This window comes from Streptomyces sp. NPDC058308, from assembly GCF_042880275.1.
In the GTDB taxonomy this organism is placed as follows: Bacteria; Actinomycetota; Actinomycetes; order Streptomycetales; family Streptomycetaceae; genus Streptomyces.
In genome coordinates this window covers 141387-162246 of sequence record NZ_JBHVZA010000014.1, presented here as the reverse complement: position 1 = coordinate 162246, position 20860 = coordinate 141387, and the positions used below count along the sequence as shown (strand labels likewise).

Annotated in this window: 17 protein-coding genes and 1 pseudogene; 9 read left to right on the top strand and 9 right to left on the bottom strand. The window is 71.9% G+C overall.

The genetic code is table 11. The annotated features are described in order from the left end of the window. Positions 1–26: 26 nt before the first annotated feature. The 3 genes from ACFVYL_RS20645 to ACFVYL_RS20635 all read right to left on the bottom strand — a co-directional run bounded on the left by ACFVYL_RS20645 (position 27) and on the right by ACFVYL_RS20635 (position 4058). Positions 27–1763, bottom strand: a complete 1737-nt coding sequence (locus ACFVYL_RS20645; protein ID WP_389718040.1) for a (2,3-dihydroxybenzoyl)adenylate synthase — start codon at positions 1761–1763, stop codon at positions 27–29. Next, a complete protein-coding gene (gene dhbC, locus ACFVYL_RS20640) occupies positions 1760–2965 on the bottom strand; it encodes an isochorismate synthase DhbC (RefSeq protein WP_389718038.1) in 1206 nt (401 codons plus the stop codon). The genes ACFVYL_RS20645 and dhbC overlap by 4 nt, the downstream gene beginning before the upstream one ends. Positions 2966–3239: 274 nt before the next feature. Next, a complete protein-coding gene (locus ACFVYL_RS20635) occupies positions 3240–4058 on the bottom strand; it encodes a 2,3-dihydro-2,3-dihydroxybenzoate dehydrogenase (protein ID WP_389718035.1) in 819 nt (272 codons plus the stop codon). Positions 4059–4390: 332 nt separating this feature from the next. On the opposite strand from ACFVYL_RS20635, the gene rho reads away from it, so the two are divergent. Then, positions 4391–5596: a transcription termination factor Rho gene (rho, locus tag ACFVYL_RS20630; protein WP_389718032.1), complete on the top strand. Its 1206-nt coding sequence runs from the start codon at positions 4391–4393 to the stop codon at positions 5594–5596. On the opposite strand, the gene ACFVYL_RS20625 is transcribed toward rho, so the two are convergent. Continuing rightward, complete coding sequence (locus ACFVYL_RS20625) at positions 5583–6848, bottom strand: M6 family metalloprotease domain-containing protein (RefSeq protein ID WP_389718207.1); 1266 nt, start codon at positions 6846–6848, stop codon at positions 5583–5585. The two genes, rho and ACFVYL_RS20625, sit on opposite strands and share 14 nt — an antisense overlap. Positions 6849–7152: 304 nt before the next feature. On the opposite strand from ACFVYL_RS20625, the gene ACFVYL_RS20620 reads away from it, so the two are divergent. Further along, a complete protein-coding gene (locus ACFVYL_RS20620) occupies positions 7153–7812 on the top strand; it encodes a TetR/AcrR family transcriptional regulator (protein ID WP_389718030.1) in 660 nt (219 codons plus the stop codon). A gap of 146 nt (positions 7813–7958) precedes the next feature. Next, entirely contained in the window at positions 7959–9479 is a 1521-nt protein-coding gene (locus tag ACFVYL_RS20615; protein WP_389718028.1) for an MFS transporter, read from the top strand. 81 nt (positions 9480–9560) lie between these two features. Here ACFVYL_RS20615 and ACFVYL_RS20610 read toward each other — a convergent pair whose 3' ends face one another. Then, positions 9561–10076 carry a MarR family winged helix-turn-helix transcriptional regulator gene (locus ACFVYL_RS20610; RefSeq protein ID WP_389718025.1) on the bottom strand — a complete coding sequence of 172 codons (516 nt, stop codon included), beginning with the start codon at positions 10074–10076 and terminating at the stop codon, positions 9561–9563. 146 nt (positions 10077–10222) lie between these two features. Between ACFVYL_RS20610 and ACFVYL_RS20605 the strand changes: the two genes are divergently transcribed. After that, positions 10223–10993 (top strand): dioxygenase, encoded by a 771-nt coding sequence (locus tag ACFVYL_RS20605; RefSeq protein WP_389718023.1) that lies wholly within the window; start codon positions 10223–10225, stop codon positions 10991–10993. A gap of 44 nt (positions 10994–11037) precedes the next feature. On the opposite strand, the gene ACFVYL_RS20600 is transcribed toward ACFVYL_RS20605, so the two are convergent. Together ACFVYL_RS20600 and ACFVYL_RS20595 are read right to left on the bottom strand one after the other, a co-directional pair. After that, positions 11038–12081, bottom strand: coding sequence for a questin oxidase family protein (locus ACFVYL_RS20600; protein WP_389718021.1), 1044 nt, complete (start codon positions 12079–12081; stop codon positions 11038–11040). Positions 12082–12267: 186 nt separating this feature from the next. After that, a pseudogene (locus tag ACFVYL_RS20595) lies at positions 12268–12525 on the bottom strand (GNAT family N-acetyltransferase); the annotation flags it as partial. Positions 12526–12708: 183 nt separating this feature from the next. Between ACFVYL_RS20595 and ACFVYL_RS20590 the strand changes: the two are divergent. Next, the gene (locus ACFVYL_RS20590; protein ID WP_389718018.1) at positions 12709–13707 is read left to right on the top strand and encodes an RNA polymerase sigma factor RpoD/SigA; all 999 of its coding nucleotides are present in this window, start codon (positions 12709–12711) and stop codon (positions 13705–13707) included. Positions 13708–13859: 152 nt separating this feature from the next. Here ACFVYL_RS20590 and ACFVYL_RS20585 read toward each other — a convergent pair whose 3' ends face one another. Continuing rightward, entirely contained in the window at positions 13860–14951 is a 1092-nt protein-coding gene (locus ACFVYL_RS20585; RefSeq protein WP_389718015.1) for a helix-turn-helix transcriptional regulator, read from the bottom strand. An 80-nt stretch (positions 14952–15031) separates the two neighbouring features. Here ACFVYL_RS20585 and ACFVYL_RS20580 point away from each other — a divergent pair, with 80 nt between their 5' ends. Continuing rightward, positions 15032–16576 carry an MFS transporter gene (locus ACFVYL_RS20580; protein WP_389718013.1) on the top strand — a complete coding sequence of 515 codons (1545 nt, stop codon included), beginning with the start codon at positions 15032–15034 and terminating at the stop codon, positions 16574–16576. 58 nt (positions 16577–16634) lie between these two features. Here ACFVYL_RS20580 and ACFVYL_RS20575 read toward each other — a convergent pair whose 3' ends face one another. Then, on the bottom strand, positions 16635–17888 hold the full coding sequence (locus ACFVYL_RS20575; RefSeq protein ID WP_389718010.1) for an ABC transporter substrate-binding protein: 1254 nt from the start codon (positions 17886–17888) through the stop codon (positions 16635–16637). Positions 17889–18061: 173 nt separating this feature from the next. Here ACFVYL_RS20575 and ACFVYL_RS20570 point away from each other — a divergent pair, with 173 nt between their 5' ends. The 3 genes from ACFVYL_RS20570 (at position 18062) to pfkB (ending at position 20798) form a co-directional block, all read left to right on the top strand. Further along, positions 18062–18766 carry a TetR family transcriptional regulator gene (locus ACFVYL_RS20570; protein WP_389718204.1) on the top strand — a complete coding sequence of 235 codons (705 nt, stop codon included), beginning with the start codon at positions 18062–18064 and terminating at the stop codon, positions 18764–18766. 245 nt (positions 18767–19011) lie between these two features. After that, on the top strand, positions 19012–19773 hold the full coding sequence (locus ACFVYL_RS20565) for a DeoR/GlpR family DNA-binding transcription regulator (RefSeq protein WP_389718202.1): 762 nt from the start codon (positions 19012–19014) through the stop codon (positions 19771–19773). 77 nt (positions 19774–19850) lie between these two features. Beyond that, a complete protein-coding gene (gene pfkB / locus ACFVYL_RS20560; RefSeq protein ID WP_389718199.1) occupies positions 19851–20798 on the top strand; it encodes a 1-phosphofructokinase in 948 nt (315 codons plus the stop codon). Positions 20799–20860 lie beyond the last annotated feature (62 nt).

The window sequence follows — 20860 nt, the reverse complement described above, 5'->3', positions numbered from 1 at the left end:
GGTCGGGAGGGCCGGGAGGGTCGGGTCTACGAGGCGGGGGAGGGGGCGGGAGGTGCGGGCGTCCGGGGTGCGGCCGCCCGCAGGTCCTTCTTGGAGATCTTGCCCACCCCGGTGTGCGGGAAGGCCGCCACGAACTCGACGCGGTCCGGCACCTTGTAGGCCGCGAGGCCCCTCTCGCGCACGAACTTCCTGATGGCGGCGGGTTTCGGCGGCTTCGTGCCCGTCCGCAGGATCACGTACGCGCACGTCCGCTCGCCCAGGTACGCGTCGGGCTCGGCGACCACGTTCGCGTCGTGCACGGACGGGTGGGCGAGGATGTGGTTCTCCACCTCCTCGGCCGCGATCTTCTCGCCGCCCCGGTTGATCTGGTCCTTCGCCCGGCCCTCGACGACGATGTGGCCGGTCTCGGTGAGGCGTACGACATCGCCCGTGCGGTAGAAGCCGTCCGCCGTGAAGGAACGGGCGTTGTGCTCGGGCGCCTTCCAGTAGCCGCGGATCGTGTACGGGCCGCGGGTCAGCAGGTGGCCCCTCTCGCCGAGCGGCAGGTCGTTGTCCTCGTCGTCGACGACACGGATCTCGTCGTCCGGGGAGATCGGCCGGCCCTGTGTGGTGACGATCGTCTCCGGGGAGTCGTCCAGACGCGTGTAGTTGACCAGGCCCTCCGCCATGCCGAAGACCTGCTGCAGCGTGCAGCCCAGCGCCGGTTTCACCCGGCGCGCCGCCTCCTCGCTGAACTTCGCGCCGCCCACCAGGAGCACCTCCAGGCTGCTCAGGTCGTACGCGGTCGACGGCGCCGCCTCCGTCCAGAGCAGGGCGAGCGGCGGGACCAGGCCTGTGATGGTGACTTCCTCGGCCTCGATCAGAGGGAAGGCCACGTCCGGGCTGGGCTGCGGGCAGAGTACGACGCGGGCGCCCGCGTACAGCGCGCCGAGCGAACCCGGCGAGGAGAGCGGGAAGTTGTGGGCCGCGGGGAGCGTCACGAGGTAGACGCTGTCCTCGTCGACCGCGCACAGTTCGTTGGAGCCGCGCAGCGAGTAGATGTAGTCGTCGTGGGTCCGCGGGATCAGCTTCGGGACGCCCGTGCTGCCGCCGGAGAGCTGGAGGAACGCCAGGTCGGAAGGGGCGGGCGGGGGCGGGGTCCCGGTCGGCTCCGTGGCCGCCTGTGACAGGGGTTCGAAGGGGCCCGCGTCGCCGTCCGCCACGAACACGTGCTTCAGCGTGGGGACGTCGTCGATCAGTTTTGCCGCCAGGCCGCGGTAGTCGAAGCCGCCGAGCTTCTGCGGGATGACGTACGCCACCGCCTCGGTGAACTCGCAGAAGTAGCGGATCTCCGTCTCGCGGTGCGCGGGCAGCGCGAAGACCGGCAGCGCGCCGATGCGGAACAGGGCGAAGACCGTCTCGAAGAACTCGGCGATGTTGGGCAGTTGGACGACCACCCTGTCGCCCTTGCCGATGCCTCGCGCGAGCAGGCCCGCGGCCAAGTGGTCGGCCCGGCGGTCCAGTTCGCCGTACGTCCAGCGGCGTGGCGTCGGGCCGCCCGGGTCCACGATCGCTACGCGGTCCGGGTGGGCGGCCGCGCGCTCGCGCAGCATCTGCCCGAAGGTCTCGCCACGCCACCAGCCCGCTGCGCGGTAGCGGTCCGCGAACTCCTTTGGCCAGGTGGGGGCGTCGGGTTGGGGGAGGGCTTCAGGTCGGGTGGGGGCTTCGGGTCGGGTGCGGGTTTTGGGGCGGGTGGGCGCTTTGGGGGTGCTCGGTGTGTTCACAGGTCTACTCCCACCGCGTTCAGGAACGTACGGAACTTCGCGCCCGTCTCGGCCGTCTCCGCCGCCGGGTCCGACGCGGCGACCACGCCCGCGCCCGCGTACAGCCGCAGGCTGCGGTCCTCGGCCTCGGCGCAGCGGATCGTCACGACCCACTCGCCGTCGCCGTTCGCGTCGCCCCAGCCGACCACGCCCGCGAAGAAGCCGCGGTCGAACGGCTCCGTCTCGCGGATCACCTCGCGCGCGGTCGCTGTCGGCGTGCCGCAGACCGCGGGGGTGGGGTGCAGCGCGCAGGCCAGTTCGAGGGCGGACGCGTCGGGGGTGGCGAGGGTGCCGGTCACCGTGGTGGACAGGTGCCACATCGTCGCGGTGCGGACGAGGGTGGGGTGGGGCGGGACGGTCAGGTCCGTGCAGAAGGACGCGAGCGCCTGGTGCACGCCGTCCACCACCACGGAGTGCTCGTGCAGGTCCTTCGCCGACTCCAGGAGCGCGGCGGCGCGGCGCACGTCCTCGGCGAGGTCGTCGCTGCGCGGCGTCGAACCGGCGAGGGGGTTCGCGACGACCTGCCGGCCGCGGCGCGAGACGAGCAGTTCGGGGCTGGCGCCGATGAGGGTGCGGCCCGGGGCCGTCGGCAGCGCGAAGGTGTGGCCGGAGGGGTCGCGGCGGGCCAGGCGCTGGAGCATCGCGGGGAGGTCCAGCGGGGCGGGCGCGGTGAGTTCGAGGGTGCGGGCGAGGACGACCTTGCTGAAGTCGCCGCGCCACATGCGGTCCACGGCGGCGGCCACGCCTGCCCCGTACTCCTCGGGCGATGGCACCGGGCGGAGCTGCCAGCCGGCGGGGTCCGGGGTCTCGGTGGGCAGCGCGATCAGGGGGTCCGCGGCGAGCGGGGGCGCGGTGCGCAGGGTTTCGGGGACGGTGAGTGCGGCGGGCGCTGTGTGGTCGAAGGGGACCGCGCCGACGACGTACGGCTCGTTGATTCCGGCGCGGCTCGCTTCGGCCAGGGTGGTGGTCACGCGGGTCGGCAACGGTCTTTCGTCGTGCGGGACTTCGGCGTGCGTTCCGGTGGTGAGCAGGGTGCGGGTCGGGGTGGCCAGGAAGCGTTTCCCGGGGGTGTAGGCGGCGAGGAGCGCGGTGGCCGCTCCTACGACAGGGTGCGGCTGCTCGGCCGTCGTGACGTGCGGGGCGACCTCGGGTGCCGTCGACACGGGGGCTCCAATTCTCGGGTGGGGCTTGGGCGGGAGGGTTTGGGAGTGGGTGCGGGTGGGGCGCGTGAAGGGTGGTCGGGGGGTTGCGGGGTGTCGGCGGGGTGCGGTGCTCGTGGGGCGGGGTGTCGTGGGGCGGGGCCGTGGGGGGTATGTGCGTACTCGCTATCCCTGCGTCACGTCGTGCGGACAAAGGCGGCACAGTGTGCTCGGTGCTCCGTGCGCACATACCCCCCACGGCCCCTCGCGCGCGTCTGCCACTACGGGCCCGTGGGGGTCAGCGCAGCGTTGCGCCGCCGTCGACGTACAGCTCCTGCAACGTGATGTGCCTGGCGCGGTCCGAGGCGAGGAACAGCACCGCGTCGGCGATGTCCTGGGGGGCGGCCATGCGGCCGAGCGGGATGCCCGTGCGGTACGTCCGCAGGTCGCCGTCGAGGACGCCGGGCGGGGCCTCGGGCGCCGAGTCGTCGGGCCAGAGCGAGCGTTGCATCGCCGTGTCCGTGGTGCCGGGGGCCACGACGTTGCAGCGCACGCCGCTGCGGGCGATCTCCAGGCCCAGGCATTTGGTGAACGCCGTGGCCGCGGCTTTGGACGCGGCGTACGCGGCCATGCCGGTACGGGGGATACCGGCGGCGTTGGAGCCTACGGTGATGATGCAGCCGGAGCCGCGCGCCGTCATGTGGGAGGCGGCGGCGCGCGAGGTGTGGAAGACGCCCGTGGCGTTCACGGCGAACGTGTCGGCCCAGTCCGCGTCGGTCAGTTGGGCCACGGCGGAGCCGCGGAGGATGCCCGCCACGTTCACGAGGAGGTCGAGGGCGCCGTGGCGATGAATGGTGTCGGCGACGACGGTGTTCACCGTGGCGGCGTCGGTGACGTCCATGACGCGGGGGGTGATCGTGCCGGGGGCCGCCCTCGAAGCGGCGGCCAGTTCGTCGATGCCGTGTGCGTCGCGGTCGGTGGCGACCACGTGCGCGCCCCGGGCGGCGAGCGCGGCGGCGACCGCGGCGCCGATGCCCTGGCCCGCGCCGGTCACCAGAGCCGTCCGCCCGGCGAACTCACCCTCGGCGTGGGACTCGTGCGGTATGTGCTCCGGCATGGTGTGAGCTACCTCCCCAGTTAATTTTAGGTAAGGCTAACCTAACTTATGTGTTCTGTTCGGGGGCGCCGCCTGGGTTGGGAAGGTCTGGGGCGCTCCGCCGTTCGTGTGTTACCTTGCAAGCAGTACGTGTGTGACGCCCCGTTCCGGGCGCCCGTGCTGCAATCCCCTCTCCCGGTTCTCCGGGAGGAGTCAGGCCGCGTTGGCCTTCTTCTTCCTGCTTCGCAGTAGTTCTTGCAGCAGTTCTCTTCTCCGCCCGTCGTGCGGGGTGTGGTCATTTCCGCCCCGTCGGGCCTTCTTCTGTCGCGTGTCCGCGAAAGGATCAACTCGCCATGAGTGTCACCATCACTGAAGCCTCATCCATCACTGAATCTGAAACTGAAGCTGACTCCGCTGAGCGGGGGGTCTCGACTGGGCATGCCTGTACGGGAGTTCTCGACATTGGGCGGGACGGGCGTGGGTTCCTGCGTGGGGGCGGGGGGCTGGCCGGGCCCCGCGATGTGCAGGTTCCCGCTGCTGTCATTCGTCAACTCGGGCTGCGTACCGGGGACTTCGTCGAGGGCGTTTGTGGGCGGCCTCGTGTGCTCGCCGGGGCCGAGCGCGTCAACGGGCGGGCTGTCGAGGGTCTGCGCGGGCGGCCCCGGTTCGGGGATCTCACCCCGCTGCATCCCCGCGAACGGCTCCGTCTGGAGACCGCTGACGGGCCCGCCGCCACCCGGCTCGTCGACCTCGTCGCGCCCGTCGGCAAGGGGCAGCGCGGGCTGATCGTCGCCCCGCCGCGGACCGGCAAGACCGTGCTGCTCCAGCAGATCGCCGCGGCCGTCGCCCAGAATCACCCCGAGTGCCACCTCATGGTCGTCCTCCTCGACGAGCGGCCCGAGGAGGTCACCGACATGCGGCGTTCGGTCCGTGGTGAGGTGCTCGCGTCGACCTTTGACCGGCCCGCCAAGGAGCACATCGCCCTCGCCGAACTCGCCGTCGAGCGCGCCAAGCGCATGGTCGAGGACGGGAAGGACGTGGTGATGCTCTTCGACTCGCTCACCCGGCTGTGCCGCGCGTTCAACAACGCCGCGACCGGCAGTGGGCGCACCCTCAGCGGCGGTGTCGACGCCGCTGCCGTGCAGGGGCCCAAGCGGATCTTCGGGGCCGCGCGCCTCGCCGAGGAGGGCGGTTCCCTGACCATGCTCGCGACCGTGCTCGTCGAGACCGGCTCGCGCGCCGACGATTATTATTTCGAGGAGCTGAAGAGTACCGGGAACATGGAGCTGCGGCTCGACCGCTCCCTCGCCGACCGGCGCGTCTTCCCGGCCGTCGACGTCACCCCGTCCGGCACCCGGCGCGAGGAACTGCTCGTGTCCGGCGCCGAGTTGACCGCCCTGCGCGGGCTGCGGCGGGCCCTGCACGGCAGGGACGGGCAGGGCTCCCTGGAGACGCTGCTCGACCGGATCAAGAAGACGCCGAGCAACGCGGCGTTCCTGCGGCAGATCCGCCAGACCGTCCCGGGGGCCCACTCCGGCGGGGACGCTACGGCCGCGTGACCCGCACGCGGTACTGGCCCTCATCAGTCACTCCCGCCACCGTCACCCCTACCCCCGTCTTGCTGTCGGTGAAGGTCTCGCCGATGCCGTAGGGGGCGTCGGACAGCTCCGCGTGGACGTTGGGGCGGCGCGTGCAGCCGCCGCTGTCGGGCGCCGCGTCGGAGACCGTTATCGGGCCGTGGCCGGTGTCGACGTCCGCGTCCACCCGGTAGACCAGGACACCCGGCTTGCAGACCGCCTCGTCGTTGCCCGCCTGGGTGCGGACCTCGATCGCGTACCCCGTCTTCTCGGTCAGCGGGGCGAAGGCCAGCTTCGTGCCGCCGGGTCCTGCCAGCGGGGTCAGGACGTGCTCGGTCGTGCCGGGATCCGCGGCGCAGCTGATCTGGTCGTCGTCGAGCCAGCCCAGCTTCCACTTGTGCCAGGCCAGCAGGTCGTTGTTGGCGCCCCAGTCCTCGCTCATGATGTCCCAGTGGCCCGCCGCGCCGCCGCCGTCCTGCGTGTAGAGGTCGGGCAGGCCGAAGACGTGGCCGTTCTCGTGGGGAAGCACGCGGTAGCCGGTCTCGTGGTAGCTGCCCGAGCCGTCGTCCTGACGGCTGTAGACGAAGGACGCGTTGGAGACGGGCACCCCGTCCGCGACCGGCGCCTCGTGGTTGCCCGCGAAGGTCACCGAGAGGACCGTGTCGAGCGCGGAGGGGCCCGCGTTCGGGGTGATCAGGATGTTCACGAGGTCGTACGTGCGGAAGTCCACGTCCGGGTCGGCGGCCGCCACGATGTCCTGGACGAGCGTGCGGTAGCCGGGGTCGAAGGGGGCGCCGCGTTCTATGCCGTACTCCGCGAACGACTTGGGCATCCGCAGCCAGTCCGGGAGCGGCGTCTCGGGGCGGTAGTCGAGGCGGCCGTACGAACTGGTCTTGAACCACTCGGTGGTCTGCGGGAAGAACTCCGCCAAGCGGTCCTTCGCGCTGCCCTGGCCGGGCGCGTCGGAGAAGTCGATCATGAGGTTCAGGGCCCGGACGGTGCCTGTTGAGCGGGCGTAGCCAGGGGGCGTCGGCATGCCCTCCGACATCTGTACGCCCATCGTGCCGCTGATCATGCAGGGGCTGAGGGCGGCGTTCCGGGCCAGGGACACCGGTCCTGCCGCGCTGCCCGAGTCCGTCGCCAGTCGTCCGGCGCTCGCCGACGTGGTCACCGCCAGGGCGAGCGCCGCCACGGAGAGGAGGGCGATGCCGCGGCGGGCGGGGCGTATCTGCATCCGGGTCGGCTGCTGCATGCATGGCCCTCCGCTCCGCGGCAGCCGCCCGTCCTGGCTGCACCCTGTCCGATCACCCTGTGCCGGGGGGTGCGCGGGCGCTCGCTGGGCGCGACCGATCGTGGGTTTCTCGGGACAGCGGGGGTGACTCAGGTCACAGGAATCCGGGTGGGTGGACGGAAATATCCGGGGACTCTCTCCCCGTTTAGAAGGGTGTTCGCGCGAAACGGGGAGTTACTCCCCGCATCGCCGGAGCCGAGCACCACAACGTCGGGGCCCCGAGCCCCCTGGAAACCGAGGAGCAGCCGTGGACACCGCCACCGCCCCGCAGCGCCGAGCCGCCCGCCCGCGGGCCGATGCCCTGCGCAACCGGGAGCGGATCGTCGCCGCCGCACGCGAGATGTTCGTGGAGTACGGGGCGGACGTACCCCTCGACGAGGTCGCGCGCCGGGCCGGAGTCGGCAACGCCACGGTCTACCGCCACTTCGCCGACCGCGGCGAACTGGTCCGCCAGGTCGTCCGCACGGTCATGGAGCGCGTCGCGGCCCTCGCCGAACAGGGCATCGCGACGGCGGACGCCGCCGAGGGTGACGCGTTCGGGGCGCTGCGCACCTTCGTGCACGCCGCCGCCGAGGAGCGGATCGGCGCCATGTGCCCGATCCTGTCGCCTGAGTTCGACCCCTTCCACCCCGATCTGCTCGACGCCCGTGAGCAGCTCGAACTGACCATCGAAGGCCTCATGGAGCGGGCCCGCGCGGCCGGGCAGCTGCGCACCGACATCGCCGTCGGAGACCTGATGGTCGCCCTCTCCCAGCTCACCCGCCCGCTGCCGGGCACGGCCTGCCCGGGCATGGACGGCTTCATCCACCGTCATCTGCAACTTTTCCTGGACGGCCTGATGGCTCCCGCACGGTCCGAGCTCCCGGGGGAGGCGGCGACTCTTGAGGACCTCCGACAGGACCACTGACAGGGCCTCTTACAGGACCACTGACAGGACCTCCGACGGGACCACTCACAGGACCACTGACAGGACCGTCGACGCCTCTTGTCCTCCGGCCGCTCTTCCGCAGGCCGTTCTTCTTGCACACTCCGTACCGCTAGGTGGCTACCTCTATGTCTGACACAGCCCTCAAGCCCGCTTCAGGGCCTGACACCAACCGTTGGAGAGCGCTGGTCTTCATCGCTCTCGCCCAGCTGATGGTCGTGCTCGACGCGACCATCGTGAACATCGCGCTGCCCTCCGCCCAGCAGGACCTCGGCATATCCGACGGCAACCGCCAGTGGGTCATCACGGCCTACGCGCTCGCCTTCGGCGGACTGCTGCTCTTCGGCGGCCGCATCGCCGACCTGTGGGGCCGCAAGCGCACCTTCGTGACCGGCCTGATCGGCTTCGCCGCGGCTTCCGCGCTCGGTGGCGCCGCCACCGGCGAGGCCATGATGCTGGGCGCCCGCGCCCTGCAGGGCGTCTTCGGCGCGCTGCTCGCGCCCGCTGCCCTCTCGCTGCTCGCGGTGATGTTCACCGACGCCAAGGAGCGCGCCAAGGCCTTCGGCATCTACGGCGCGATCGCCGGTGGCGGCGGCGCCGTCGGCCTGGTTCTCGGCGGCTTCCTCACCGAGTACCTGAACTGGCGCTGGACCTTCTTCGTGAACGTCCCGTTCGCGGTGATCGCCGCCCTGGGCGCGTACTTCGTCATCCGTGAGCCGGCCGGCGGCCGCAACCGCTCGCCGCTCGACATCCCCGGCGTGGTCCTGTCCACCCTCGGTCTGGTCGCGCTGGTCTACGGCTTCACCCGCGCCGAGTCCGCGGGCTGGTCGGACGGCGTGACCGTGACGATGTTCGTCGCGTCCGTCGTGCTGCTCGCCGCGTTCGTCCGCACCGAGGCCAAGGTCAAGTCGCCGCTGCTGCCGCTGCGGGTCCTGACCGAGCGCAACCGCGGCGGGGTCTACCTGTCGCTGGGTCTCGCCGTCATCTCGCTGTTCGGCCTGTTCCTGTTCCTCACGTACTACCTGCAGGTCGTGAAGGGCTACTCGCCCGTCAAGACCGGCTTCGCCTTCCTGCCGATGATGGTCGGCATGATCACGGGCTCCACGCAGATCGGCGCCCGGCTGATGACCCGCGTCCCGCCGCGCCTGCTGATGGCTCCGGGCTTCCTGCTCGCCGCCCTCGGCATGCTGCTCCTGACGCAGATGGAGACCGGCAGCTCGTACGCCGGTCTGATCCTGCCCGCGCAGCTGATGCTGGGTCTGGGCATGGGTACGGCGTTCATGCCCGCCATGTCGCTGGCCACGCACGGCGTCGAGGCCCGTGACGCCGGTGTCGCCTCCGCGATGGTCAACACCTCGCAGCAGGTCGGCGGCGCCATCGGCACGGCCCTCCTGAACACCATCGCCGCCTCGGCGACGACCGCGTACCTCACGGACCACGCGGCCGGCGCGACCAGCCCGAAGCTCCTCCAGGCCCGCGCCATGGTCGAGGGCTACACCAGCGCCATCTGGTGGGCGGTCGGCATCCTGGTGGTCTCCGCGGTGATCGCGGCGACGTTCATCACCACCGGCGCCCAGGGCGGCAACGCCTCGGCCTCCTCGGAGGACGGCGTGGAGGACGAGGTCAAGGTGCCGGTGCTGGCGCACTGATGCCCTTAAGGGGCGCGGGGAACTGCGCGACCGGCGCGATCCGGCCCACAGCTTCCTGACCGCCCCTCCAGAGCGGAGCGTCTAGCGGAGCCAGGGGAGGTCCGCCCCGGCCTCCTTCGGCTGAAGTCCCTCGGCGACGATCGTCATGATCTCGCCGAGGGACTTCTGCTGTTCGGGGGTGAGCCGGTCGAAGAGGGCCTGGCGGACGGCGGTGACATGGCCGGGAGCCGTCCTGCGCAGCACCTCGAACCCCTCGTCCGTGAGGATCGCGAGCTGCCCGCGCCTGTCGGAGGGGCAGTCCTCGCGGCGCACCCAGCCGCTCTTCTCCAGGCGCGCGACCGCGTGCGAGAGACGGGACCGGGTGATCTTCATCGTCTTGGCCAGCTCGGTCATCCGCAGGCGCCGCCGGGGGGCGTCGGACAGCTGGACCAATAGGCCGTAGTACATGTGCGGCATGCCCGCGTCGCGCTGCAACTGGCGGTCGAGGAAGTCGTCCAGGAGCGTGGTCGCCTGGAGGTAGGCGCGCCAGACGCGCTGCTCATCGCCGTCCAGCCAGCGCGGGTCGTCGGCCGGGGGAGGGGTCGCTGCCGTATCCATGTACCCCACTGTACGAGGTGGTTCCTTGAACTTTGAACAAACCATGCGTACGCTCGGAGAGTAGAGCTTGAGCTTTCAAGTAGTTTTGGGTGTGCTTGATCCCGCTGATCCCGCTGATCCCGCTTGATCCCGTTCGGAGGTGCGCGATGTCCCGCATGCCCGCCCTGTATCTCAGCCACGGCGCCCCGCCGCTCGCCGACGACCCGGTCTGGCCCGGCGAGCTGGCCGCCTGGTCGGCGGGGCTGCCGCGCCCGAAGGCGATCCTCATGGTCTCCGCCCACTGGGAGGAGGCGCCGCTCGCCCTGTCCGCCACCGAGACGCTGCCGCTCGTGTACGACTTCTGGGGCTTCCCCGAGCACTACTACCAGGTGACGTACGCGGCCCCCGGCGCCCCCGAACTCGCCGCCTCCGTACGGGCGTTGCTGCGCGCGTCGGGCACGCCCGTGCAGGACGTGCCGGATCGGGGGCTCGACCACGGCGCGTACGTGCCGCTCGTGGAGATGTACCCGGACGCCGACATCCCCGTCCTCCAGATCTCCCTGCCGACCCTCGACCCGCGCCGCCTCATGGACATCGGCCGCAAGCTGGCGCCGCTGCGCGAGGAGGGCGTGCTGATCGTCGGCAGCGGCTTCTTCACGCACAACCTGGCGGCGCTGCGGCAGGGCGGCGTCCCCTCCTGGTCGGCGGAGTTCGACGCCTGGGGGTACGAGGCCCTGGAGGCGGGCGACGTGGACGCGCTGCTCGACTTCGGGCACAAGTCCCCGGCCGGGCAGCTCGCCCACCCGCGCACCGAGCACTTCGCACCCCTCTTCGTGACGCTCGGCGCGGCCGAGGCCGCGGGGGACCTCGCCGGGCAGCGCAGCGTGATCGACGGGTTCTGGATGGGGCTCGCGAAGAGGTCGGTGCAGTTCGGGTGACGTGCTGCGTGACGGTCGTCGGGCGAAGGGCGCCGTGACGGGCATCAGGCGAGCGGTTCGCTGAGTTCCATCGCGCGCAGGGCCGCCGCCAGGGCCTGTTCGTCGCCGACGTCCAGCGCCGTGTCCGTCAGCTTGATGACGTGCTCGTCGCCGTGCGCGAGGGCCCGCTCGAAGACCTCGTCGGCGGTGTACGTGCCGGGCGCGGCGTACGCCACCGGCTCGTCCGGCGCGTACATGGCGGTGACCGCCGCCGACGCGGTCCACGCGGCGTGCAGGCTCGGCACCCACAGGGTGCGGGGGAGTGCGGGCAGGGCGCGCAGCACGGCGTTGGGCGCGGTCGCCGCGTGCACCAGCATCGTCTCCTCGCCGTGGCCGTGCGTGGCGTACCGGTGGGTGGCCGCCCGCACCAGCTCGGTCAGCCTGCGCCGCGCCTCTTCGGGGCCCGTCACATCGGCGCCCCACCGCGGCAGGGCGCCGACCCGCCCGAGCCGTTCAGGGAAGCTGCCCGCCGTACCTCCGTCGATCGGCGGCACAGCTTCCAGGGCGTCCGCCGCGCTCAGGGCGCTCGGCAGCGGGGTGATGCCCGTGACGGGGCGGTGCCGGGCGGCCCAGTAGCCGAGGCCGTGCGCGAGCTCGGCGAGCCGCGGGCCGGTGCCGCCGCGCTCCGCCAGGGTGCGCACGGCGTGGCCCACCCTGATCACCGGGTGCGTGGAGCCGCCGTACAGGCCGGGGAGCAGGCGCGGCCACCACTCGGCGAGCACGTCGCGCCAGGGCCGTTCCCCGGTCTCCCGGCGGAAGTACGCGATCCAGTCCGCGGCGCGGCGCGGGTCGCCCAGCGCCGCGGGCCAGTTCGCCCCGGTGACCGGCTCGACCGAGGAGGGAAACTCCTCCAGTTTGGGGGCGTAGAGATCGAGCCAGCGGTGAACGGCGCCGGCCTGCCCGCGCGCGGCGAGTGCCTCGACGGCCATCGGCGCGTGATTGGTGAGCCGGCCGAGCCGCTCGGGCCCGGCGGCGTGCAGGCGCTCAAGGGCTTCGTCGAGGGTGCCCGTGGTGTCGCCCGTCGTGGCGCCTGCGCCTGTGTCGTTCATGGGGGGACCGTAGGCCGCTGACCTGCGGACGGGGAACGGTCTCGGGGCCTAGGTCCGGGGGTCGAGGAGCAGCTCGCACCCGTCTTGTACCTCCCAGTGCCGGAACCCGGAACCCGGAACCCGGAACGCTCATGGCGCGGACTTCGGTCGGAAAGGACCGTCGGAAGGGACTGCCGGAAAGGGCCGTCGGAAAGGACTACTCGTCGCGTAACCGAGCACACGATCAGAGTGGGGACCGGACTCGCGCCGGTGAGCAACCAACAGGCGGTGCGGGCCGTCTTCAGGGGCGGAAGAGCAGCCAAGGGCGGCGCTCTTCCGGGCGGAGGACGGGGTGTCGAAGGTGACGGCCGTCTCACGCACGTAGTGGTTGTAGAGGTCCGTCAGGGCTTCGAGGTCGGCGTCGGCGCCCGGCCTGACCTGGACCTCTGCACACTCCGACACCATCCGGCCTCCCTGCGTGGCCGCACAGGGTACTGCACCGTCAGGAAAAAAGATGGTCGGCTTGGGAATTCTGTCCGGATTCCAGTCGTTGTTTCCATCGGATGCAGGGCACTCGAGGGTGTGCCATCCACCACAGAGGCCCCACACATGGGCCGACCAGGACAACCACATCGCAAGGGAGCACGCATGGCAACCCGTGCCGTCGCCCGTCGTAAGTCCGCCTCCGGCGGAAGCGACGCGGCGCGCAGTGTTCGCGCCGTAGGCGGGGAGATCGCCGACCGCGACCTGGTCGGCATGTACCTCGACGAGATCGCGCGTACGCCACTGCTCGACGCCGCCAAGGAAGTGGAGCTCTCCCAGGTCATCGAGGCGGGGGTGTACGCCAGGAAGATCCTGGACGGCGAGGTCGAGGACAGCAAGGTCACCGCGGGCCCCGAGGAGCTGGAGGCGCTCGTCGCCGACGGCGAGCGGGCCAAGGACGTCTTCATCCGTTCGAACCTCCGCCTGGTCGTCGCGGTGGCCCGCCGCTATCCGCGCAGCGGCCTGCCCCTCCTCGACCTGATCCAGGAGGGCAACGCGGGCCTGGTCCGCGCCGTCGAGAAGTTCGACTACGCCAAGGGTTTCAAGTTCTCCACGTACGCCACGTGGTGGATCCGCCAGGCCATCACCCGCTCCATAGCCGACCAGTCCCGCACCATCCGCCTCCCCGTCCACCTGGTGGAGGAGCTGGGCCGGATCCGCCGTGTGCAGCGCGAGTTCAACCGTGAGAACGGCCGGGAGCCGGAGCCCGCGGAGATCGCCAAGGAGCTCTCCTCGACGCCCGAGCGCGTCACGGACGTCCTGGACTGGGCGCGCGACCCCGTCTCGCTGAACATGGGCGTGGACGACGAAGGCGACACCCAGTTCGGCGACCTCCTGGAGGACACCTCCGCCGTCTCGCCCGAGCAGTCCGTTCTCTCCCTGCTGCGCAGCGAGGAGCTCGACGACCTGATAGGCCGCCTCGACCAGCGCACGGCTTCCATCATCAAGATGCGGTACGGCATCGACGACGGCCGGGAGCGGACGCTGACGGAGGTCGGCAAGGAGCACGGGCTGACCCGCGAGCGGATCCGGCAGATCGAGAAGCACGCGCTGCTCGAACTGAAGAAGCTGGCGCGGGACACGGGCTTCGACGCGGCGGCCTAGGGCGGCCGGCTCAGCGGGGGCACGGGGTTGGGGTACCGATTCGTCCCCCGGGGCCGGGGTTCGCTCGCGCTTCCGCCAGGGTTCTCTCGCGCCTCGCGCGAGGTCTTCCCCGCCCGCCCCTTGAGCAGCCCGCCCCTTTGGGCAGCCCGCTGTCATTCTGCGGTGTTACCCGACGCCCTCGACAGGCGTGCGCCCATCTCCCTTACGCACGCGACCAGTTCAGCGGGGCCGTGCACCGTGAAGTCGCAGTCCATGACTGCCAGGCGGACGGCCAGCCACTCGATGGAGTCCGTCGACGTGGTGCGCAGGCGGCAGCGGTGGTCGTCCAGGGAGACCAGGGGGCCGACCCCCGACGGCATGCGCGCGGTGACGAACTCCGCGGGCGCGGCGAAGGTCACGTCCAGGTCGTACGACGGACGGCCGCGCCACACCGAGTCGCGGATGAACTGCGCGGCGTCCCCGTTGGGCAGCGCCCGCGGGGCGAAGCGCGCACCCGTCGCGAAGGGCTCGCTCACCCGGTCGACCCGGAACGTCCGCCAGTCCTCGCGGTCGATGTCGTACGCCACGAGATACCAGCGCCGCCCCGTCGACACCAGGCGGTACGGCTCGGCGAGCCGCCGCGACTGCGTGCCGTCGCCCGCGCGGTAGGCGAACCGCAGACGTTCGTGGCCGGCCGCGGCCGACGCCATCACCGTCAGCGTCTCCGGCGCGATGCTCGCCCCGTCTCCGCTGGTCAGTGGCGTCGTCGCGATCTGCAGCGCGGAGACCCGGTGGCGCAGGCGGGACGGCAGCACCTGTTCCAGTTTGGCGAGCGCCCGTACCGACGCCTCCTCGACGCCCTCCACCGCATGTCCCGCCCCGGCCCGCAGGCCGACCGCGATGGCCACCGCCTCCTCGTCGTCGAGGACCAGCGGAGGCATGGCCTTGCCCGCGACCAGGCGGTAACCGCCGGCCGCGCCCTGGCTGGCCCGCACCGGGTAGCCGAGGTCCCGCAGCCGGTCGATGTCGCGCCGCACCGTGCGCCTGCTGACGCCGAGCCGCTCGGAGAGTTCGGCGCCGGGCCACTCGCGGGGCGTCTGGAGGAGCGAGAGGAGCTGAAAGAGCCGGGCGGGGGTGTCGGTGCCGCTCGTCCTCGTCGTGGTCGTTCCGGGCGCCCGGCCGCCGCTCGGGCTCGCGCCGTCCGTTGTCACGGTGCTCGTCGTCATGTCGCCCGTCGCCGTGCCGCCCGTTGCCACGTCGCCCATCCTCACGTCGTCCTCATAGCGTCCAGGATGCCGGAGAATTAGGTCGTGAGCTGTCCTACATGGCCTCTAGCCTGATCGGCATGACTTCACCGAGCACCACTTCAGTACCCGGGACGCCGGTGGCCGCCGGCGACCGGCGGCGCTGGTTCGCCCTGGCCATCGTGATGACGGCCGCCTTCATGGACCTCGTCGACGTGACGATCGTCAATATCGCGATCCCGTCCATCCAGCGGAACGAGGGCGCCTCCCTCAGCCAGATCCAGTGGATCACCGCGGGCTACGCGCTCGCCTTCGCCGCCGGCCTCATCACCGGCGGGCGGCTCGGTGACATCCATGGCCGCAAACGGCTCTTCCTCATAGGCATCACCGGCTTCACCATCGCCTCCGCGCTCTGCGGTTTCGCGGTGAACCCGGAGATGCTGGTCGCCTCGCGCATCCTCCAGGGCGGCATGGCCGCCATGATGGTGCCGCAGGTCCTCTCGATCGTGCACGCGACCTTCCCGGCGCACGAGCGCGGCAAGGTCTTCGGCCTCTTCGGCATGGTCGTCGGCCTCGGCGCGGTCTCCGGGCCGCTGCTCGGCGCGCTGCTCACCGAGTGGAACATCTTCGGCCTCCAGTGGCGGCCGATCTTCCTCATCAACCTGCCGGTCGGCATCGCGGGCCTGCTGCTCGGCCGCAAGTTCATCACCGAGTCCAAGGCGCCGCGAGCCCTCAAACTCGACCTCGTCGGTGTCGTCCTGGTCTCGCTCGGCCTGCTGATGCTGCTCTACCCGCTGACCCGCGGCCGCGAGCTGGACTGGCCGGTGTGGGGGTACGTCATGATGGCGGGCGCCTTCGTCGTCTTCGGCGCCCTGATCGCGTACGAGAGGTGGAAGGCCGCGAAGGACGGTTCGCCGCTGGTGGAGCTCTCGCTGTTCAAGGTGAAGAGCTTCGCCGCGGGCATCGCGGTGCAGACCGTGTTCGGCATCGCGCTCGGCATCTTCTTCCTCGTCTGGACCCTCTACATGCAGGTCGGCCTCGGCTGGACCGCGCTGCACGCCGGGGTCACCGGAGTGCCGTTCTCGATCGCCGTCTCGGCGGCGGCCGGCATTTCCGTGCAGCAGCTCGTGCCCCGCTTCGGCCGCAAGGTGCTGCAGGCCGGAGCCCTGACGATGGCCGCGGGCGTGCTCATCTACATCTGGGAGGCCGACCGGTACGGCGCGGGCATCGCGTCCTGGCAGATGGCGCTGCCGCTCGTGGTGATGGGCGTCGGCATGGGCCTGATCGTGGCCCCGATCACCGACGCGGTCCTCTCGGACGTCCCGCAGGAGCACGCCGGTTCGGCCTCCGGCCTCATCAACACCGTGCAGCAGATGGGCAACGCGCTCGGCCTCGGTCTGGTCTCGGTGGCCTTCTTCGGAGTGATCGACGAGCACGTCGCGCCGAACCGCATCCCGGCGGAGTTCGCGGACGGGTTCCAGAACGCGCTGTGGTGGGTGACGGGCGTCCTCGTGATCATCTTCCTGCTGATGTTCGCGCTGCCCGCGAAGCCTCGGCAGCACGTCGAGGGGAGCGGGCTGGACGAGGGTCCTGCCTCGGACGGTGGCGACGAACTGCCTGTGCAGGAACCGGCGTTGACCTCCTGATCCGGGCCTGATCCGGGAGGGCGCCCTGGGTGTGCGGCTCGCGGGGTCCGGCCGGGCGTTACAGCTCGGCCCGGGTCGCCGCCGTGTCCAGGGACTCCAGGACGCCCTTCGGATCGCCGCCCCTGTCCACCGCCTCGCCGATGTGCCGGCGTACGGCGCTCCTGACCTCCGGCCACGAGCCGAGGTTCGTCGGCTGGAACTGCGCCTGTGGCATCTGGTCGATGAAGTCCCACATCGGGCGCTGCTTCGGGTCCTCGCGCAGGGCGTCCGACGCCGAGCTCGTCACCGGCAGGGCGGCCTGGTTCCCGCCGTACGCCAGAGCGGACTTGCGGCCGTACAGATAGCTCAGGAACGTGCCGCACTGTTCGCGCCGCCCGTTCCGCCTGAACGCCATCAGCCAGTCGTTGAGCCCCACGGGCGGCGCCGCGCCGCCGAGCCTCTTGGGGAACGGGGCGTGCGCGTACGGGAACTTGGCCCGGTCGGCGGCGCCCATCAGAACCGGGTGCGCGATCATCATGCCGATCCTGCCGCGCAGGAACTGTGCGTACGCGTCCGTCCTCGTCAGCGACTTCGGGTCGGCGCCCGCGAGGCCCGGCCGTACGAGGTTGTCGCGTAGCCAGGTCAGGGTGTCGATGTTGCCCGCGGTGGCGAAGTCGTAGCCGGTGAGTCCGGCGTAACCGCCGCCGTCCGCGAGCAGCCAGGCGAGCGCCTCGTCCTCGGCGGCCTCCGGGCCCAGCTGCAGGCCGTAGGGGGTGGGCACGCCGATCGCCTTCAACGCCTTGGCGGCGTCCCGCAGTTCGGCCCAGGAGCGGGGGGCCTTGATGCGGGCCTGCCTGAAGAGCGCCTTGTTGTAGAAGAGCCGCGGGGTGCTGGCCAGGAAGGGCAGCCCGTACTGGACGCGGTCGACCATGCCCGCCTCCGCGTAGGAGCGGAGGAAGTCGCCCTCGGTGCGGACGTCGAAGAGGTCGGACGCGCCGTAGAGCTTGTCCTCCTCGGCGTAGGGCGCGAAGAAGTTCGACTGGGCGATGTCGGGGGCGTCGCCGTCCTTCACGCGCCGGGCCAGGGTGCGGTCGAGCTTGGCGAACGGGATGCGTTCGAGGTCGACCCTGATGTCCGGGTGGGCCTTCTCGAAGGCGGCGATGAGGCTGCCCCACTGGTCGCCGATCGAGGAGCCCACGCTCTTGTCGTAGCTGGCCACGAGGAGCTTGAGCGGGGTGTCGGTCTCCGCGGAGCAAGCGCTCAGGCCGCTGGCGCCGAGGGCGGTGGCGCCGGTGAGGCCGACCGTGTGGAGAAGGAACTGCCGACGACGCACCGCTGTTGCCACCTTTTGCTCGCACCGCATGCGCGGGTGCGCGCTGCCCGCACCGCGCCTTTCGGTGGCAGATTCTGCCACACAGGCGTGTTGTGCCTCCGGCCTCGGGCCTCCGGACTCCGGACTCCAGGTCTACGTGTGGCGGCTGGCATAACCTGCCTGGCATGCCTGAGATGCCTGATGCGCCTGCCGTGTCTGGTGCGCCCGCCGTGCCTGATGCACCTGTCGTGCCTGATGCGCCTGTCGTTCCTGCGAGTTCGCTGACGGAGCGACGTAAGAACGAGACTCGCCTGGAGATCGCCCGCACCGCGGCGGCGCTCTTCGTCGCGGACGGGCTGCGGGCCACCCGCGCCGAGGACATCGCCCGCGCGGCCGGTGTCGCGCCGCGCACGTTCTACCGGTACTTCGCCACCAAGGAGGAGTCGGTGGCGCCGCTCTTCGCGGCGGGCGCGCAGCAGTGGGCCGAGGCGGTGCGCCGGGCGCCGGCGGAGCTGCCGGTGCCGGACGCGCTGCGGCACGCGGTCACGCACGCCCTCGCGGCCGACGGCGCGGCGGCGGCGGAGTCCCTGGACTGGGTGCGCGCGCTGCTGCGCATGGCGGCGGAGAGCGCGGCGTTGCGCTCGGTGTGGGCGGACGCGTGCCACGCCTCGGAGCAGACACTGCTCGCGGTCCTGGCCGAACGGTCGGGGGCCGGGGCGCCGGATGCGGCCGCCGGGCCGGCGCTGGAGCTGCGCCTCGCGGCGGGTGTCGCGAGTGCGGCGGTGCGGGTCGCGGTGGAGACCTGGGCGGTGGGGACGGATCCGGCGCGGGGCGCCGAGGGTCCGGCCGCGCTCGCGGAGCGGTGCCTGGACGCGCTCGACGGGTTCCGCTGGCCGTAGTCCCTGGTCGTGGCGGGCCGTGCGTTCGGGCCGTGTGTTCGGGCGGTGTGTGCGGGTCGTGGGTTCGGGTCGTGCGTTCGAGCCGTGCCGTTCGGGCCGCCTCGTTCGGGCCCTAGGGGTTGCAGGCCCCGGTACTTAAGTCCGTTTGTGTCTGAGTCGAGCCCGGATCTGTTTACTTTCCGGAAATCCAGCCGTACTGTGCCGGTGAAACCACAGACTCGGGCATGCGGCGGAGGCAGACGGACATGTACGCACCGGAGCGGCAGCAGGAGATCCTGCGCCTTGCGCGGGACGGCGGACGGGTCGACGTGCTGTCGCTGGCCGAAGAGTTCCAGGTGACCGCGGAGACCATTCGGCGCGACCTCAAGGCGCTCGACCGCGCCGGTCTCGTGCGCCGCGTGCACGGCGGCGCCATCCCCGCCGGGCGGCTCGACTTCGAGCCGGATCTCGCCGAGCGCGAAGGCACCGCCGCCGACCAGAAGGACCGCATCGCCCGCGCCGCCCTCGCCGAACTGCCCGCCGAGGGCAGCGTCATCCTCGACGCCGGGTCCACCGTCGCGCGGCTCGCGGCGGCGCTCCCGCTGGAGTCGACGCTCACCGTCGTCACGCACGGACTGCCCACCGCCGCCCGCCTCGCCGACCACCCCGGCATCCAGCTCCACCTCATCGGCGGCCGGGTCCGGCAGCGCACCAGTGCGGCGGTGGACGCGTGGGCCCTGCGGGCGTACGGCGAGATCCGCGCCGACGTCCTCTTCCTCGCCGCCAACGGCTTCTCGGCAACGGGCGGCCTCACCACCCCCGACCTCGCCGAGGCCGCCGTGAAGCGCGCGGCCGTCGCCGCGGCCCGCCGTGTCGTGCTGCTCGCGGACTCCGCCAAGCACGGCCAGGAGCACTTCGCCCGCTTCGGCGGCCTCGCCGACGTGGACCTGCTGATCACCGACACGGGTCTCGACCCCGACGACGCCGCCGCCATCGAGGCCGCAGGCACGGAAGTAGTACGCGCATGAACAACGAAGCAGTCGGTACGCGCACGAGCGACGAAGCAGCCGGTACGCGCACGAGCGACGAAGCAGCCGGTACGCGCATGATCCTCACCGTCACCCCCAACCCCTCCCTCGACCGCACCTACGAGGTGCCCGCGCTCGACCGGGGCGAGGTCGTCCGCGCCACCGGCGACCGCATGGACCCGGGCGGCAAGGGCGTCAACGTCTCGCGGGCCGTCGCGGCGGCGGGCGTGCGGACGGTCGCCGTGCTGCCGCTGGGCGGCGCGCCCGGCGCGCTCGTCGCCCAGCTCCTCGACGGGCAGGGCATCGAGGTCGCCCCGGTGCCGGTGTCCGGACAGACCCGTTCCAACATCGCGGTCGCCGAGCCCGACGGCACGCTCACCAAGATCAACGCCCCCGGTCCCGAACTCTCCGACCAGGAAAGGGAGCTGCTGCTCACCACCGTCGGCGAGCGGTCGCAGGGCGCCGACTGGATCGCCTGCTGCGGCAGCCTGCCGCGCGGTCTGCGCCCCTCCTGGTACGCGGAGCTGGTGGCCCGCGCGCACGAGGCGGGCGCCCGGATCGCCCTGGACACCTCAGGGCCCGCACTGCTCGCCGCGCTCGCCGAACGCCCCGACGTCGTCAAGCCCAACGCCGAGGAGCTCGCCGGGGCCGTGGGCCGCCCCCTCACGACGGTCGGGGAAGCGGTCGAGGCGGCGCGGGAGCTGCGGGCGGCGGGCGCGCGCGCCGTCCTCGCCAGCCTCGGCGCCGACGGCCAGCTCCTGGTCGACGCGTCGGGCGCGTACTTCGCGAGCGCCCCCGTCGACGTCGTGCGCAGCAACGTCGGCGCCGGCGACTCCTCCCTGGCCGGTTTCCTCATCGCGGGCGGCTCAGGCCCCCGCGCGCTCGCCTCGGCCGTGGCGCACGGCGCCGCCGCGGTCCAGTTGCCGGGCAGCGTGATGCCGTCCCCCGCGGACCTCGCGCCGGAGGCGGTCACCGTGACGGACGAGGTCCCGCTGGACCGCGTACTGACGGAGCCCGCCGCATGATGCCCCCTGCCACCGTCCCCCCAGCAGCCCCCGCCCGCCGGGCGATACGCGTGCGAAGGAGC

Coding starts and splice junctions, on each gene's coding strand:
- ACFVYL_RS20635 (WP_389718035.1), bottom strand. CDS start 4,058: ATGCCGGAGCACATACCGCACGAGTCCCACGCCGAGGGTGAGTTCGCC.
- rho (WP_389718032.1), top strand. CDS start 4,391: ATGAGTGTCACCATCACTGAAGCCTCATCCATCACTGAATCTGAAACT.
- ACFVYL_RS20625 (WP_389718207.1), bottom strand. CDS start 6,848: ATGCAGATACGCCCCGCCCGCCGCGGCATCGCCCTCCTCTCCGTGGCG.
- ACFVYL_RS20615 (WP_389718028.1), top strand. CDS start 7,959: ATGTCTGACACAGCCCTCAAGCCCGCTTCAGGGCCTGACACCAACCGT.
- ACFVYL_RS20610 (WP_389718025.1), bottom strand. CDS start 10,076: ATGGATACGGCAGCGACCCCTCCCCCGGCCGACGACCCGCGCTGGCTG.
- ACFVYL_RS20605 (WP_389718023.1), top strand. CDS start 10,223: ATGTCCCGCATGCCCGCCCTGTATCTCAGCCACGGCGCCCCGCCGCTC.
- ACFVYL_RS20600 (WP_389718021.1), bottom strand. CDS start 12,081: ATGAACGACACAGGCGCAGGCGCCACGACGGGCGACACCACGGGCACC.
- ACFVYL_RS20590 (WP_389718018.1), top strand. CDS start 12,709: ATGGCAACCCGTGCCGTCGCCCGTCGTAAGTCCGCCTCCGGCGGAAGC.
- ACFVYL_RS20585 (WP_389718015.1), bottom strand. CDS start 14,951: ATGGGCGACGTGGCAACGGGCGGCACGGCGACGGGCGACATGACGACG.
- ACFVYL_RS20580 (WP_389718013.1), top strand. CDS start 15,032: ATGACTTCACCGAGCACCACTTCAGTACCCGGGACGCCGGTGGCCGCC.
- ACFVYL_RS20570 (WP_389718204.1), top strand. CDS start 18,062: ATGCCTGATGCGCCTGCCGTGTCTGGTGCGCCCGCCGTGCCTGATGCA.
- ACFVYL_RS20565 (WP_389718202.1), top strand. CDS start 19,012: ATGTACGCACCGGAGCGGCAGCAGGAGATCCTGCGCCTTGCGCGGGAC.
- pfkB (WP_389718199.1), top strand. CDS start 19,851: ATGATCCTCACCGTCACCCCCAACCCCTCCCTCGACCGCACCTACGAG.